This window comes from Streptomyces sp. NPDC048106 (assembly GCF_040706415.1).
Classification (GTDB): Bacteria; Actinomycetota; Actinomycetes; order Streptomycetales; family Streptomycetaceae; genus Streptomyces.
On record NZ_JBEZND010000019.1, the window covers coordinates 106,625 to 121,287 of the forward strand.

At 72.4% G+C, this 14,663-nt stretch carries 13 protein-coding genes; 8 read left to right on the top strand and 5 right to left on the bottom strand.

Annotation, left to right across the window (positions count from 1 at the left end; genetic code table 11):
• Nucleotides 1-21 precede the first annotated feature (21 nt).
• From AB0927_RS20715 to AB0927_RS20725, 3 genes are all read right to left on the bottom strand, one after another.
• Nucleotides 22-1,140: an ATP-binding protein gene (locus AB0927_RS20715; protein ID WP_366669146.1), complete on the bottom strand. Its 1,119-nt coding sequence runs from the start codon at nt 1,138-1,140 to the stop codon at nt 22-24.
• 2 nt (nt 1,141-1,142) lie between these two features.
• The gene (locus tag AB0927_RS20720) at nt 1,143-1,889 is read right to left on the bottom strand and encodes a response regulator transcription factor (protein ID WP_366669107.1); all 747 of its coding nucleotides are present in this window, start codon (nt 1,887-1,889) and stop codon (nt 1,143-1,145) included.
• A 111-nt stretch (nt 1,890-2,000) separates the two neighbouring features.
• Nucleotides 2,001-2,678: a spermidine synthase gene (locus AB0927_RS20725; RefSeq protein ID WP_366669108.1), complete on the bottom strand. Its 678-nt coding sequence runs from the start codon at nt 2,676-2,678 to the stop codon at nt 2,001-2,003.
• Between the two features lie 231 nt (nt 2,679-2,909).
• Here AB0927_RS20725 and AB0927_RS20730 point away from each other — a divergent pair, with 231 nt between their 5' ends.
• Nucleotides 2,910-3,650, top strand: a complete 741-nt coding sequence (locus tag AB0927_RS20730; protein ID WP_366669147.1) for a rhomboid-like protein — start codon at nt 2,910-2,912, stop codon at nt 3,648-3,650.
• A gap of 82 nt (nt 3,651-3,732) precedes the next feature.
• Nucleotides 3,733-6,153, top strand: a complete 2,421-nt coding sequence (gene lon, locus AB0927_RS20735) for an endopeptidase La (protein WP_366669109.1) — start codon at nt 3,733-3,735, stop codon at nt 6,151-6,153.
• Between the two features lie 131 nt (nt 6,154-6,284).
• Here lon and AB0927_RS20740 read toward each other — a convergent pair whose 3' ends face one another.
• The gene (locus tag AB0927_RS20740; protein ID WP_366669110.1) at nt 6,285-7,109 is read right to left on the bottom strand and encodes a lysozyme; all 825 of its coding nucleotides are present in this window, start codon (nt 7,107-7,109) and stop codon (nt 6,285-6,287) included.
• Nucleotides 7,110-7,349: 240 nt separating this feature from the next.
• Between AB0927_RS20740 and AB0927_RS20745 the strand changes: the two genes are divergently transcribed.
• Nucleotides 7,350-7,841 carry a MarR family transcriptional regulator gene (locus AB0927_RS20745; RefSeq protein WP_366669111.1) on the top strand — a complete coding sequence of 164 codons (492 nt, stop codon included), beginning with the start codon at nt 7,350-7,352 and terminating at the stop codon, nt 7,839-7,841.
• Nucleotides 7,842-7,868: 27 nt separating this feature from the next.
• Here AB0927_RS20745 and AB0927_RS20750 read toward each other — a convergent pair whose 3' ends face one another.
• On the bottom strand, nt 7,869-8,657 hold the full coding sequence (locus tag AB0927_RS20750) for a hypothetical protein (RefSeq protein WP_366669112.1): 789 nt from the start codon (nt 8,655-8,657) through the stop codon (nt 7,869-7,871).
• Nucleotides 8,658-9,028: 371 nt separating this feature from the next.
• Between AB0927_RS20750 and AB0927_RS20755 the strand changes: the two genes are divergently transcribed.
• Genes AB0927_RS20755 through AB0927_RS20775 form a run of 5 tightly spaced genes read left to right on the top strand, consistent with a single transcriptional unit; the run spans nt 9,029 to nt 14,660 of the window.
• On the top strand, nt 9,029-11,842 hold the full coding sequence (locus AB0927_RS20755; protein ID WP_366669113.1) for a nitrate- and nitrite sensing domain-containing protein: 2,814 nt from the start codon (nt 9,029-9,031) through the stop codon (nt 11,840-11,842).
• Complete coding sequence (locus AB0927_RS20760; protein ID WP_366669114.1) at nt 11,839-12,330, top strand: roadblock/LC7 domain-containing protein; 492 nt, start codon at nt 11,839-11,841, stop codon at nt 12,328-12,330. Before AB0927_RS20755 ends, AB0927_RS20760 begins: the two co-directional genes overlap by 4 nt.
• Nucleotides 12,327-12,743 (top strand): DUF742 domain-containing protein, encoded by a 417-nt coding sequence (locus tag AB0927_RS20765; protein WP_366669115.1) that lies wholly within the window; start codon nt 12,327-12,329, stop codon nt 12,741-12,743. The genes AB0927_RS20760 and AB0927_RS20765 overlap by 4 nt, the downstream gene beginning before the upstream one ends.
• Nucleotides 12,724-13,383, top strand: coding sequence for an ATP/GTP-binding protein (locus AB0927_RS20770; RefSeq protein ID WP_366669116.1), 660 nt, complete (start codon nt 12,724-12,726; stop codon nt 13,381-13,383). The genes AB0927_RS20765 and AB0927_RS20770 overlap by 20 nt, the downstream gene beginning before the upstream one ends.
• 23 nt (nt 13,384-13,406) lie before the next feature.
• On the top strand, nt 13,407-14,660 hold the full coding sequence (locus tag AB0927_RS20775) for a styrene monooxygenase/indole monooxygenase family protein (protein WP_366669117.1): 1,254 nt from the start codon (nt 13,407-13,409) through the stop codon (nt 14,658-14,660).
• Nucleotides 14,661-14,663: the final 3 nt, after the last annotated feature.

Sequence of the window (14,663 nt, forward strand, 5' to 3'; positions counted from 1 at the left end):
TGCCTTCGCCGGAACTTTACGTCAACTTGAAGCGGAGTTCGCTCCCGGAAGGGTGACGATGATCCGGCAGCCGCGCTCGGATTCGGCCACGCCGATCCGGCCGCCGTGCAGGTCCACCGCCCAGCGGGCGATCGCGAGCCCGAGGCCGGTGCCGCCGTCGCTGCCCGGACCGTGCGGCCGGGTCACCGCGCCCCGGTTGAACCGCTCGAACACGCGGTGCCACTCCGAGCGGGGGATGCCCGGACCCTCGTCCAGGACCTCCAGCTCCAGCGAGTCGGGATGGGGCCCGCGCCGCGCCTTCACGGTCACCCGGCCATGCGGCGGGCTGTGCTTGACCGCGTTGTCGATCAGGTTGGCGACGACCTGGTGGATGCGCTCGGGGTCCGCGTGCGCGGTCAGCTCCGGCGGGGAGACGTCCAGGTGCAGATGGACGTCGGTACGGGTGTGGCTGCCGGAGCCGGTGGCCATGCCCGCGCGCGCCGAGGCGACCATGTTCGCCTCCTTGAGCACGCCCGACAGGTACGGCCACACCTCGAAGCGGCGCAGCTTCAGTGGTACGACGCCGTTGTCCAGCCGGGACAGGTCCAGCAGGGTCTCCACCAGGCGGCCGAGCCGCTCGGTCTGCTTCAGGGCCGTCCGCATGGTCTCCGGGTCGGCCTGGGTGACCCCGTCGACGATGTTCTCCAGCACGGCCCGCAGCCCGGCGATGGGGGTGCGCAGCTCGTGGGAGACGTTCGCGACCAGCTCCTTGCGCTGCCGGTCCTGGGCCTCCAGCTCGTCGGCCATGACGTTGATCGTCTGCGCCAGGTCGCCCAGCTCGTCCCGCCGGCTCTCGCGCACCCGGCGGGTGTAGTCGCCCTGCGAGATGGCACGGGCGACCGTGTTCATCTCGTCCAGCGGCATGGTGAGCGAGTGCGCCACGAACTGGGTGATCAGCAGGGTGGCGATCATCGAGAACACCGTGATGAAGCGCAGCTCCGTCTTGGTGTGCACCGCGACGATCGACAGACCGGTGGTGATCAGCACCGCGATGACGACCAGCGCGCCCAGTTTGGTCTTGATCGAGAACGGGCGCACCCCGCCCCAGGGGTCCTCCGTGCGGGCCCCGGGGCTCTTCCGTGCGGCCTGGCGCCCGCTCACGCTCACGGGTTCGGCGTCTCCAGGGCGTAGCCCACACCGTGCACCGTGCGGATGCGTTCGGCGCCGATCTTGCGGCGCAGCGCCTTGATGTGGCTGTCGACGGTGCGGGTGCCGGAGGCGTCCGCCCAGTCCCACACCTCGGCCAGCAACTGCTCCCGGGAGAGCACCGCGCGCGGGGTGTTGGCCAGGCACACCAGCAGGTCGAACTCGGTCGGCGTCAGGTGGACGTCCTCGGACTTCACCCGCACCCGGCGCTGCGCGTGGTCGATCTCCAGTTCGCCGAGCCGCAGGATGCCGGAGCGGGGCGTGGAGGCGGCGATGGCCGCCCGCTCCACCCGGCGCAGCAGCACGTGCACCCGCGCGGCCAGCTCGCGCATGGAGAACGGCTTGGTCATGTAGTCGTCGGCGCCGACCCCGAGCCCGACCAGCATGTCCGTCTCGTCGTCCCGCGCGGTGAGCATCAGCACCGGCACCGGGCGCTGGGCCTGCACGCGCCGGCAGACCTCCAGGCCGTCGAAGCCGGGCAGCATGATGTCGAGGATCAGCAGGTCGGGCTGCCAGGCCTCGGCCGTGTCCACGGCGGCCGGTCCGTCGGCCGCGGTCTGCACGAGGAAACCCTCGGCGCGGAGCCGGGCCGAGATGGCGTCGACGATCGTGGGGTCGTCCTCCACGACCAGCACCCGGCGCTGGGCGCCCGGGGTGGTGGTCGTCGCCGCCGCGCCGCTCTGGGAGGTGTGTGTCTGCTCCATCGCCCGCCCCTGCTTGTTGCTTTCCGGAACCCGTGGGGTGATCCCATGTCTGCGTCCGACGCGAAAGATCCGCGTCAGGGAAGCACCCTACGGGGATCGGCCGTGCCGTCGCTATCCAGGGCGGACGCCGAGGTGCACGGCGTCCGGAACTCCCCGGGCAACGGGCACCTCTTCGGTACGCACCCGTCGGAATCCGGCATTCCGCATGGTTCCTTCAAATTCCGGAGACGGCTGCGCCGACCATACGGCAAGTACCCCGCCCGGCCTCAACACCCTTGCGCAGGCGGCCAGTCCGGCCGGTGAGTACAGGCTTTCGTTGTCCTCGGTGACCGTCCATCCGGGACCGTTGTCGATGTCGAGGCACAGCGCGTCGAACGTGTCCGATGTCTCATTGACGTAACGGACCAGATCGGCTCCGACGATCTCGGTGCGCGGGTCTTCGAGCGCCGCGGAGGTGAGCCCGGAGAGGGGCCCCGAGCGATGCCAGTCGACCACGGCGGGCTCCCGCTCCACGACCACGATCCGTCCCCAGCGAGGGTCGTCGGACGCGTGTGCGAGTGAGAATCCGACGCCCAGGCCGCCGATCAGCACGGCCGGTGCCGGTCGCCCGTCCAGGGCGTCGTACGCCGCGTCGACCAGCAGCCGCTCCGAGCGGCCGTCCGAAGTGTCCATGAGGAAGCAGCCGTTGGCGATGATCTGGAGCAGCGCGCCGTGCCTGCGCAGCACCACCTCGCCGTACGGCCCCTCGCGCCGGTCCAGCACCAGGGGGGAGTCGTCTGGGACAGCCATGGGTCCATCCTGCTTGAACGGGGCTTTGCTTTCACGGCAATTACGGATGCCAGTCCGGGGCCGCGGGCGCCGGAGGCGGCCGGAACGTATGAGGTTGCCGTGAAATCGCGCTCCCGCGGCGCCGGTCGTGGACAGCGGCGCCCCGCCGCGCCGAGGCTGGGGCGCGACGGAAGGAGCGCCACCGTGGAACGGATCGCGCCGGATCCCGTGGGCGCGGACCTGCTGGACGGTGTGCCCCGCCAGTGGGCCGCCGCGCCCCCGGCGCCGCCGGCCCGCCGCCTCGCGGTGCCGCGCGTACGGCCCTGGCGGCTGCTGCCGACGCCCACCGGGGCGCCGTTCACCTTCGGCTACGCGGCGGTCCTGGCCGTCACCTCCCAGATCGCGGCCCTGGCGCCGCCCGGCCTGGTGCGCGCCCTCCAGCAGGGCTCCAGCACGGACGTGGCCCACCTGGTGCGTTCGCCGGCGGTGGTGCTGCTGACCAGCGCGCTGTGGATCGCGGGCGGGCTGCTGACGCCGTACGCGGGCGCGTTCGTCCTGGTGCTGACGGCGCTGGAGCGGCGCATAGGCGGCGCGCGGGCGGCCTGCGTCTTCCTGGCCGGACACGTCCTCGCCACCCTGGCCACGGAGGTCCCGGTGGGTCTCGCGGTCCTGGCCGGCCGCCTGCCGCCGACCTCGCTGCACCGCCTGGACTACGGCATCAGCTTCGGCGTGGCGGCGAGTTCGGGCGCCCTGGCGGGCCTCCTTCGCCCGTGGCTGCGCTGGCCGCTGCTCGCCGTCGCGGCGGGCCTGCTGCTGAACGACCTGCTGGCCTACGCGGACCCCCTGACCGACTGGGGCCACCTGATGGCGCTGGCGATCGGGACGGCCACCTGGCCGCTCGTGCGTCGCTGGGCCGGGCCGTCCCGGGCCGCGGGGAACCGCGCGAGCGGCCGGAACACCCCCTCCCGCCTGCGGAATCCCGGTGATCGCTGACAGCGAACACCCGGTTGGGAACATTCCTCCGGCGACAGACATTGAGTCGGCATAGCTCAAGTTGACTGCCCAAGGGGAGATCATGGCTGCTGAGTCACCGGCGTTCACACTCGTCCTGCCCGTGCTGCCGCTCGACGACGAGGTCGTGCTGCCCGGCATGGTGGTTCCGCTGGACCTGAGCGACGCCGAGGTACGGGCCGCGGTGGAGGCCGCCCAGGCCGCCGCGCGCTCGGAACCCGGCAAGCCCAGGGTGCTGCTGGTACCGCGGGTCGACGGCACGTACGCCAAGACCGGCGTGCTGGGCACGGTCGAGCAGGTGGGCCGGCTGGCCGACGGCGACCCCGGGGCGCTGGTCCGCGGCCGCAGCCGCGTCCGCATCGGCGCCGGCACCACCGGGCCCGGCGCCGCCCTGTGGGTCGAGGGCGCGCAGGTGGACGAGACCCTGCCCGACCCGCTGCCCGGCCAGGTCGCCGAACTCGTCAAGGAATACAAGGCGCTGGCCACGAGCTGGCTGCGCAAGCGCGGCGCCTGGCAGGTCGTGGACCGCGTCCAGGCCATCGACGGCGTCTCCGCGCTCGCCGACAACTCCGGCTACTCGCCCTTCCTGACCACCGAGCAGAAGGTCGAACTCCTGGAGACCGCCGACCCGGTGGCCCGGCTCAAGCTCGCCACGCAGCTGCTGCGCGACCACCTCGCCGAGCAGGACGTGGCCGAGACCATCGCCAAGGACGTCCAGGAGGGCGTCGAGAAGCAGCAGCGCGAGTTCCTGCTGCGCCGTCAGCTGGAGGCCGTCCGCAAGGAGCTGCGCGAGCTGAACGGCGACCAGGAGGGCGAGGAGTCCGACGACTACCGCGCCCGCGTGGAGGCCGCGGACCTGCCCGAGAAGGTCCGCGAGGCCGCGCTCAAGGAGGTCGACAAGCTGGAGCGGTCCTCCGACCAGTCGCCCGAGGGGAGCTGGATCCGCACCTGGCTGGACACCGTCCTGGAGATGCCGTGGAACGAGCGGACGGACGACGCCTACGACATCCGGGCCGCCAAGGAGATCCTCGACGCCGAGCACGCGGGCCTGGAGGACGTCAAGGAGCGCATCACCGAGTACCTGGCCGTGCGCAAGCGGCGCGGTGACCGCGGCCTCGGCGTGATCGGCGGGCGGCGCGGGGGCGCGGTGCTCGCGCTCGTCGGCCCGCCCGGCGTCGGCAAGACCAGCCTGGGCGAGTCCGTCGCGCACGCCATGGGCCGCACGTTCGTCCGCGTCGCCCTCGGCGGCGTCCGCGACGAGGCCGAGATCCGCGGCCACCGCCGTACGTACGTCGGCGCGCTGCCCGGCCGGATCGTGCGCGCCATCAAGGAGGCCGGGTCGATGAACCCGGTCGTGCTCCTGGACGAGATCGACAAGGTGGGCTCGGACTACCGGGGCGACCCGGCCGCCGCCCTCCTGGAGGTGCTCGACCCGGCGCAGAACCACACCTTCCGGGACCACTACCTGGAGGTCGAACTCGACCTGTCCGACGTCGTCTTCCTGGCCACCGCCAACGTCCTGGAGGCGATCCCGGAGGCCCTCGCCGACCGCATGGAGATCGTCCGCCTGGACGGCTACACCGAGGACGAGAAGGTCGTCATCGCCCGGGACCACCTGCTCCCGCGCCAGTTGGAGCGGGCCGGGCTCGACCAGGGCGAGGTCACGCTGGAGGAGAGCGCGCTGCGCAAGCTCGCGGGCGAGTACACGCGGGAGGCGGGCGTGCGCACCCTGGAGCGCTCGATCGCCCGGCTGCTGCGCAAGGTCGCGGCCCAGCACGAACTGGGCGAGCGGGAGCTGCCGCGCACCGTCGCGGACGGCGATCTGCGGGCCCTGATCGGACGGCCGCGCCATGTGCCCGAGTCCGCGCAGGACCCGGCCGAGCGCCGTACGGCCGTGCCCGGGGTGGCGACCGGGCTCGCGGTCACCGGCGCGGGCGGCGACGTGCTCTTCGTGGAGGCGTCCCTCGCCGACCCGGAGACCGGCGCGCCGGGGCTGACCCTGACCGGTCAGCTGGGCGACGTGATGAAGGAGTCGGCGCGCATCGCGCTGAGCTTCCTGCGCAGCCACGGCGCCGAACTGGGGCTGCCGGTGACCGACCTGAAGGACCGGGGCGTGCACGTCCACTTCCCGGCGGGCGCGGTCCCGAAGGACGGCCCGAGCGCGGGCGTCACGCTGACCACCGCGCTGGCCTCGCTGCTGTCCGGCCGTCAGGTGCGCACGGACGTGGCGATGACCGGCGAGGTCTCGCTGACCGGCCGGGTGCTGCCCATCGGCGGCGTGAAGCAGAAGCTGCTCGCCGCCCAGCGCGCCGGGGTGACCACAGTGATCATCCCCAAGCGCAACGAGCCCGACCTGGACGACGTCCCGGCCGAGGTGCTGGACAAGCTCGACGTCCACACCGTGACCGACGTCCGCCAGGTCCTGGAACTGGCGCTCGCGCCCGCGGCGGACGGGGCGGCGCCGGAGGTTCCCCTGGCGGCGTGACGGACGCCGGGGAACGGCAGGACCCGGGTCCCGTGAGGGAGGCCCGGGTCCTCACCCCGCGTACACCGGCTCATCGAGCCGGGCGTACGCGGGGCGTCGGCCGATGGCGCCCGATGGCCGCCGTCGGACCGTCAGCCGTTGGCGAGCGCCTGGACGCGGTCCAGCGCGCCGTTGAAGTAGTCGTGGTCGCCGACGGTCGGGCCGGAGGAGGTGTACTGCCACATCGTGTAGTACGACCAGCCGGCCGGCAGCGTCCCCACGGTCGAGGCGTAGCGGGCGACCCACAGCGGGTTGGTGGCGCCGAAGCCGGAGTAGTTGCCGGTGCACTCGGTCCACCAGCTGGTGGCGGTGTAGATCACGGCGTCACGGCCGGTGAGGGACTTGTAGGTCTTCGTGAAGTCCGAGATCCAGCTCACCATCTGGCTGGCCGTCTTGCCGTAGCAGTCGGCGCCGTACGGGTTCCACTCGATGTCGAGCACGCCCGGCAGGGTCTTGCCGTCCTTGGACCAGCCGCCGCCGTGCGCGACGAAGTAGCTCGCCTGGGTGGCGCCGCTGGTGGTGTCCGGGGTCGCGAAGTGGTACGAGCCGCGGATCATGCCCACGTTGTACGAGCCGTTGTACTGCTGGGTGAACGAGGGGTTCGTGTAGTACGTGCCCTCCGTCGCCTTGGTGTAGGCCCAGCGGACACCGCTGCCGTACAGGGTCGACCAGGCCACGCTGCCCTGGTAGTTGGAGACGTCCACACCCTCGGTCTGGGTGGCGTCACCGCTGGTGGGGGTACCGTGCGTGCCGTCGTGGGCCGCGACGGTCTCGCCCATGTAGGCGGTGCCGCGGGTGGGCGTGGTCGCGGCCTGGGCGGTGCTGAGGGGGAGTGCGCAGGCCACCGCCGCGAGCAGGGCCGTGACCATGACGGCGAGCGGGCGTGGGCGCAGTGATCGGGGTCTGGGCGCGGGCATGACGTGCCTCCGGGGAGCGTGGGGTGAAAGTGGGGGGAACATGGCAGTGACCTCGGAAGAGGTGCACTGTCGTGGGCATGTCATTCAATGCCTGACGAAAAAGCTACGCACGTAGACAAGGCGTGGGAAGGGGGTCCGGCCGCTGCCGTTGGTCTACGCCTGCGAAATACTTACGGAGCTGCGGCAATGACGGCGTTGGACAGAAACTTTCAGGACCGCGAAACCGATCAGGGGTGTGACGTGCACGAGGACGCGAACGGCGCGGAAGCATGCGTCGCCGAGCAGGTGACGCCCAGTGGTGCAGACCAGGAATTCCTGGCACTCGAACGCGAGTTGACCGTACTGCTGCGACGTGCCCGCGCCAACCAGGGGGAGATGGCCCGGGAGGTCCACCCCGACCTGGAGTCCTCCGCCTACGGGCTGATGATCCGGCTGAGCGAGCACGGCGGCCGGCGGGCCACCGAACTCGCCGGCTACTTCGGCGTCGGCAAGGCCACCATGTCCCGCCAGTTGCGCTCCCTGGAGGAGCTGGGCCTGATCACCCGCGAGCCCGACCCCGCCGACGGCCGCGCCTGGCTCGTCACCCTCACCGAGGAGGGCCACCGCCGGGTAGGCACGGTCCGCGAGGCCCGCCGCGCCCGGTACGTCAGCGAGCTCGCCCACTGGGACCGCCGGGAGGTGGCCGAGCTGGCCCGGCTGCTGCACGAGCTGAACGGGGTCATGGAGAGGTGACCCGAGCGGTCCGGGCGTGATTTCGCCCTACAGCTCGACGTACACCACCGTCGCGTCGTCGTGCGTCTTGCCGCGCCCCAGGAACGCCCGCTCCTCCCGGTCCGCCGCCTCCAGGCGCCGTACCCGGTCGACCAGCGAGCGGGCGCCGTCCCGCGCGAGGACGCCGAACAGGCCCCGCCAGTCGCCCTGGCGGAACGTCTCCGCCCAGCGGGTGGCGCCGTCCGTCAGGGCGGCCAGCGCGGCGACCTCGCGCCGGGGCGCGGTGCCGGTCACCGCGCGGGCGGCCACGGCCGGGTCCGCGGCGGCCGTGAAGAAGCCGCCCTCCTTGTTGCGCAGGTTCGCGTCCACCAGGGCGTCGGTGGCGAGGGCCGAGCGGGGCAGCCGGGCGAGCCGGTCGTCCAGCACCGCGGTGACCTCGCCGGCGGGCGAGCGCAGCAGCAGCGTCGAGTCGCAGAGCACCAGGTACTCGACCGTTTCGGCGGACCAGCGGGCCATGACCACGGTTGCCTGCGGGGTGCGCGGGTGAGAAAGGTCACAGGTGTCCGCATGGGCCCGCGCCGTTTCTCCGATCGCCAGGGAAAGGATGCCCGCGAGCGTCAGATCCCGGGCGGAAACGGTCAGTTCGGTCAGCGCGCCACCGAGCCGCGCGGTGAACCAGGGGACGGAATGCAGACAGCCCGTCTCCCCGGTGGGCGGCGTCACTCCGTCCAGCAAGATCACGCAACCACCCTGTCCGGAAGCGGGTAGCCGGACATCGGCGAAGTCCTCGTTGGGGCGGGTGGCGTCGCCGGGTTCCGAGACGAGATCAGTTCGCATCCAGCCAGTCTGCACGAGCCCTTCACAGCATCCCCCAAAGCCTGGCAATCGCCCTCGGATCGGCGGACTCGCGCAGGTCAGGCGCCTGGTTTGGGCAGGAATGGGCCACTCCGAAAAAGCGCGGTGGCGAATATTGCCAAACCCTGCCGCGCGCGTCCAACCGGCCCGCCGTACGAGGTCGCGGCACGCGCCAGAGGAACTTGCCCGCCAACTCCCCTCCGTGTTCACTCCTTCGGGTGGCGGGTCAGGTGATGCGCGACCACCGCCCACCGGCGCTGGGAGGGTCGGGAACCGTACGAACCGGGTGCACGCACCACTTGGCACCGAGCTGACGGGGTGCCACCCGGGCCCTTGGGTAGACGAGTTCAGGAATGCGAGCACCGGTGCAGATGAAGCGGCCTCGGCGCACAGGCAGGCAGACGGCCCCCGAGAAGGCCGCCCCCGAGACTCCCGTGGGCACCGGCCGGCCCACGCATGTGCGCACCCGGCTGATCGTCGCCGTCGCGGTCGTGGCCGCCGCGGTCGCCGGTGCCGGTGCCCCCTCCCTCCTCACCGCGTCCTCGGACGTCAGCGACTCCCAGGAACTGGTGACGCTGGCCGCCCGCACCCAGGACGCCCTCGCCCTCGCGGGCTCCCTGGCCGACGAGCGCGACGAGGTCACCTCCTACATCGCCGCCGGGCGCCCCGAGTCCAAGGCGCCCTCCGAGGACCGCAGCACCCGCGTCGACCGCCAGGTGGCGGACCTGCGCGCCGACAGCGACACCCCGGCGGACCTGCGCGGCGACCTCGACCGCATCGCCACCGTCCGGCGCGCCGCCCTCACCGGCAAGAGCACGGCTCTGGAGGCCCACCAGGCGTACTCGGCGACGATCGGCGAACTGCACCGGCTCGCCGGCCGGCTGGCCGAGCGGACACCCCCGCGGGCCGGCTCCGGCGCGTACGCGCTCGCCGAACTGGACACCGCGGTCCAGCAGTCCGCCGCCGCCCGCGGTCTGCTGCTCGCCGCGCTCGGCGTCCCGGCGACCACCCGGACGGTGATCGACCCCGTCACCGGCCTGCCCACCACCACCTCCGTCCCCACCGAGGCCGGTCGCAAGCAGCGCGACGCGCTCACCGCCGCCGCCCAGCAGGCCCGGCTGCGCGCCGACGCGGCCCTCGCCGACTTCCGCGAGACCGCGCCCAAGGCGGCCGTCGACGCGTACGACTCCACGGTCACCGGTGCCGACGTCAACTCGGCCGAGAAGTACCTGGACACCCTCACCGCCCAGCCCACCTTCCCCGCCGGCGCGTCGGCCACCAGCGCCGCCAAGCTGGACGCGGCCCTGTCCGGCCGTATCGACCTGATGCGCGGCGCGGAGTCGGCCCTCTACGAGCACCGCACCCAGGACCTGGAGAAGCTGCGGGACGACGACGTCACCGCGCTGGAGATCCGCATCGCCGTCCTCGGCGTGCTGATGCTGGTCGCGGTGGGCATCGCCACCGCCATGGCCCGCACCCTCACCCGGCCCCTGTCGGTGCTTCGCCGCGGCACGGCCCGGCTCGCCGAGCCCGGCGACGCGGCCGGCCGCGAACCCATCGCCTTCACCGGTCGCAACGACGAGTTCGCCCAGGTCGTCCGCTCCGTCAACGCCCTGCACGCGCACGCCGTCGCGCTGCACGAGCGGGTCGCCACCCTGGAGAGCGACCGCAAGCACCTGGTCGGGCAGCGGCAGAAGATGGCCGACGCCCGCGAGGAGCTGCGCGCCGAACTCGCCGACGCCGCGGCCGAGCTGGGGCGGGTGCGGGCCAGTATCGGCGGCACCTTCGTCAACCTGGCGCTGCGCACCCTCGGCCTGGTCGAGCGCCAGCTCGCCGTCATCGAGGGGCTGGAGGAGCGCGAGCAGGACCCGGAGCGGCTGGCCACCCTCTTCAAGCTGGACCACTTCGCCACGGTGATGCGCCGCCACAGCGAGAACCTGCTGGTCCTCGCCGGCACCGAGCACGTGCAGCAGCACCACGGGCCGGTGCCGCTGGTCGACGTGGTGCGCGCCGCGGTCAGCGAGATCGAGCGGTACGAGCGGGTGCGCATCGCCGCGCTGCCGCCGCACGCGCACCTCGCGGGCTTCGCCGCGGACGACCTCTCGCACCTGCTGGCCGAACTGATGGAGAACGCCACCACGTTCTCCCCGCCGGACGTGCCGGTCGAGGTCTCCGGCTGGCTGCTGGAGTCCGGCGAGGTCATGCTCTCCGTGCACGACGAGGGCATCGGCATGGCGGACGACCGCCTCACCCGCCTCAACGCGCGCCTCGCCGCCTTCGACCCCGACTCCGCGTACGACCAGGAGGGCGACGACGGCCTCGGGCTCGGCCTGTACGTCGTGGCCCGCCTCGCCCACCGGCACGGGGTGCGGGTGCAGCTGCGCGAGCAGAAGCAGGGCGGGGTCGCCGCGGTCGTGGTCCTGCCGGCCACCCTCCTCGCCGACGCCCCCGCCACCGCCGTACCCCCGGGGACCGCCACCTCCACCACCGGCACCTTCTCCCTTCCGGGCGCCGCCGCCGAGGCCAACTCCAACGTCCTGCCGACGCGCCCGAAGGACGGCGACGAGCAGGACCCGCTGGTGGCGCTGGCGGAGCAGGCGGTCAGGGACGCCGGGGTGGAGCAGGCGCAGGGGCCGGAGGAGGCTCCGGGGGCGGAGGACGCGCCGGGTGACGCCTCCGACGAGGCGGTGCCGGCGGCCGCCGAGGAGACGACGCACGAGCAGGCCGGCCCCGGCACCGAGCAGGCGGAGGCCCGCCCCAAGGCCCCGGTGGAGACCCTCGCCGAGACCACGATGGAGCTGCTGCTCCCGATCAGGGACGGCGCACCGCACGACACACCAGGCGACGTACCGGACGCAGCACCGGACGAAGCGCCGGACAAATCCCCGGTTCCCGCCACGCCCGCGTCCGCGCCCGTCGACGAAGACGGCGACGGCGAAGCCGAGGAGCGGGTCACCAGCAAGGGGCTGCCCAAGCGCACGCCCAAGATCACCGCACCCGCGCCGGCGCCCCGCCGGCCCGGCACGAACGTCGACGCCGAGGCCCTGCGCCGCAGGCTCGGTGGCTTCCGCCGAGGAGCACAGGCCGGCTACCGCGACGTCGAGGCGGAGATCGCAGACCATACCGAGGAAGCCACGGGGGGCCCTGTCGAGGAGGCAAGCAGTTGACCGCTCCCAGTACCTACGGGCTGAGCACGGAAGCCCGCAATCTGCACTGGCTGCTGACCAACCTGGTCGAGGAGGTCCCCGGCATCCAGTCCGTCGCCGTGGTCTCCTCGGACGGTCTGCTGCTGCTGTCGTCCGACCCGGGCCACACCCAGCAGTCCCGCCAGGCCCGTCCCGGCAAGGGCCCCCGTGGCTCCGCCGCCGACCTCGCCACCATCGTCTCCGGCATCGGCAGCCTCACCCTCGGCGCCGCCAAGCTGATGACGCTCGGCGGGGTCAAGCACACCATGGTCGCCATGGAGGAGGGCAGTCTGTTCGTGATGTCCATCAGCGACGGCTCACTGCTCGGCGTGCACGGCTCCGCCGAGTGCGACATGAGCGTGGTCGCCTACCACATGGCGCTGTTCGTCGGCCGCGCCGGCCACGTCCTCACCCCGGAACTCCGCAGCGAGCTGCGCAAGTCCATGGAGTCGGCGGGGAGCGCCCGATGAGCGGCACGCCGAAGAAGCTCCCCGTGCGCGGGGGCGAGCGCAAACCCGCCCGCGTGCGCCCCTACTCGCTCACCGGCGGTCGCACCCGCTTCGGCCACGTCCTCCTCGTGGAGACGTTCGTGGCCAGCACCGCGGCCATCGAGGCCCCCGAGGAGCGCAAAGAGCTGACGAACGGGTCCCTCGCCGGCGTCATGCCGGAGATGCGGGCCATCGTCGAACTGTGCCGCCGTATGCGCACGGTGGCCGAGATCGCCGCGCTGCTGAAGATGCCGCTCGGCGTGGTCCGCGTGCTCCTCAGCGACCTCGCGGACCAGGGAAAGATCCGTGTGTACGGCACCGGAACGGGTCACGGCACCGGCCGCCCGGACCGCGCTCTGCTGGAAAGGGTGCTGAGTGGACTTCGCCGTCTCTGACGCCGCCGCCTCCTACGGAGGCACCGCCCCCCTCGTCGCCGGGTTCGCCGAGCCCGACGAGGACCTCAAGGCCTGGCAGACGGACCGGACGCGGGCCCCCGTCGCGACGAAGATCGTGGTGGCGGGCGGCTTCGGCGTCGGCAAGACCACGCTGGTCACGGCCGTCTCGGAGATCACGCCTCTGCAGACCGAGGCGCTGATGACCCAGGCGAGCGAGGGCACCGACGACCTGTCCGACACCCCGGACAAGGTCACCACCACCGTGGCCATGGACTTCGGCCGCCTCACGCTCGACGACGACCTGGTGCTCTACCTGTTCGGCACGCCGGGCCAGCAGCGGTTCTGGTTCATGTGGGACGACCTGGTGCGCGGCGCGATCGGCGCCGTCGTCATGGCCGACACCCGCCGCCTGAAGGACTGCTTCCCCGCCCTGGACTACTTCGAGAGCTGCGGGCTGCCGTACGTCGTCGCGGTCAACCACTTCGACGGCAGCGAGCGGTTCGACGCCGAGGACGTGCGGGAGGCGCTGACGATACCCGCGCACATCCCTGTCATGATCATGGACGCGCGCCGCCGGATATCGGCCATCGAGACCCTTCTGGCCCTGGTCGGCCACGCGCTGGACGAAACCCCCGAGTAGTCCTGTAAGGAGCCACCACCCGCATGCGCAAGATACTCGTCGTCGGAGCCGGCCAGTCCGGACTCCAGATCGCCCTCGGCCTGCAGTCGCACGGCTACGAGGTCACCCTGATGTCGAACCGGACCGCGGACGAGATCCGTTCCGGCCGCGTCATGTCGACGCAGTGCATGTTCCACACCGCGCTCCAGCACGAGCGCGACCTCCAGCTGAACTTCTGGGAGTCCCAGGCCCCGAAGATCCAGGGGCTCGGCGTCTCCGTCGCGGCCCCCGGCTCGCACGACCCCGGCCCCACCCAGCGCGCCATCGACTGGGTCGGCAGGCTCGACGGCTACGCCCAGTCCGTCGACCAGCGCGTGAAGATGGCCGGCTGGATGGAGACCTTCGCCCAGCGCGGCGGCCAGCTGGTCATCCACGGCGCCGCGGTCGGCGACCTCGACTACTTCTCCCGCACCTACGACCTCGTGCTGGTCGCGGCCGGCAAGGGCGAGCTGGTGTCCATGTTCGCCCGCGACGCCGAGCGCTCCGCGTACAGCGAGCCGCAGCGCGCGCTCGCGGTGGCGTACGTCCACGGGCTCGGCCCGCGCCCGGAGCACCCGGAGTTCGACGCGGTCCGCTGCAACCTGGTGCCGGGCGTCGGCGAGCTGTTCGTGATGCCGACGTACACCGTCTCCGGGCGTGCCGACATCCTGTTCTGGGAGGGCATACCGGGCGGCCCGCTCGACGTCTTCAACGGCGTCAAGGACCCTTCCGAGCACCTCTCCCTGACCCTGGAACTCATGGAGAGGTTCACGCCCTGGGAGTACGCGCGGGCGACCAAGGTCGAACTCACCGACGCCGGCGGCACGCTGGCCGGCCGGTACGCGCCGACCGTCCGCAACCCCATCGGCCGGCTGCCCTCGGGCGGTCTGGTGCTCGGCGTCGCCGACGTGGTCGTGGCCAACGACCCGATCACCGGGCAGGGCTCCAACTCCGCGGCCAAGTGCGCGGCCACGTATCTCGCGTCGATCCTGGAGCGCGGTGAGCAGCCGTTCGACGAGGAGTGGATGCGGGAGACGTTCGAGCGGTACTGGCAGACGGCGCGGCACGTCACCAAGTGGACGAACGCGATGCTGGCGCCGCCGCCGGAGCACGTCCTGAACCTGATCGGCGCGGCGGGGCAGTCGCAGCCGGTGGCGGATCGATTCGCCAACGGCTTCGACAACCCGGCCGACTTCGAGAACTTCTTCTTCGAGCCGGAGAAGGCGGACGCGTACCTCGGGTCTCTGGCGGGGGCCTGACCG

What these genes read in the sequence shown, in the direction of transcription:
- AB0927_RS20775 (WP_366669117.1), top strand. Translation starts at nt 13,407, where the DNA reads ATGCGCAAGATACTCGTCGTCGGAGCCGGCCAGTCCGGACTCCAGATC.
- AB0927_RS20725 (WP_366669108.1), bottom strand. Translation starts at nt 2,678, where the DNA reads ATGGCTGTCCCAGACGACTCCCCCCTGGTGCTGGACCGGCGCGAGGGG.
- AB0927_RS20755 (WP_366669113.1), top strand. Translation starts at nt 9,029, where the DNA reads ATGCGAGCACCGGTGCAGATGAAGCGGCCTCGGCGCACAGGCAGGCAG.
- lon (WP_366669109.1), top strand. Translation starts at nt 3,733, where the DNA reads ATGGCTGCTGAGTCACCGGCGTTCACACTCGTCCTGCCCGTGCTGCCG.
- AB0927_RS20765 (WP_366669115.1), top strand. Translation starts at nt 12,327, where the DNA reads ATGAGCGGCACGCCGAAGAAGCTCCCCGTGCGCGGGGGCGAGCGCAAA.
- AB0927_RS20740 (WP_366669110.1), bottom strand. Translation starts at nt 7,109, where the DNA reads ATGCCCGCGCCCAGACCCCGATCACTGCGCCCACGCCCGCTCGCCGTC.
- AB0927_RS20750 (WP_366669112.1), bottom strand. Translation starts at nt 8,657, where the DNA reads ATGCGAACTGATCTCGTCTCGGAACCCGGCGACGCCACCCGCCCCAAC.
- AB0927_RS20720 (WP_366669107.1), bottom strand. Translation starts at nt 1,889, where the DNA reads ATGGAGCAGACACACACCTCCCAGAGCGGCGCGGCGGCGACGACCACC.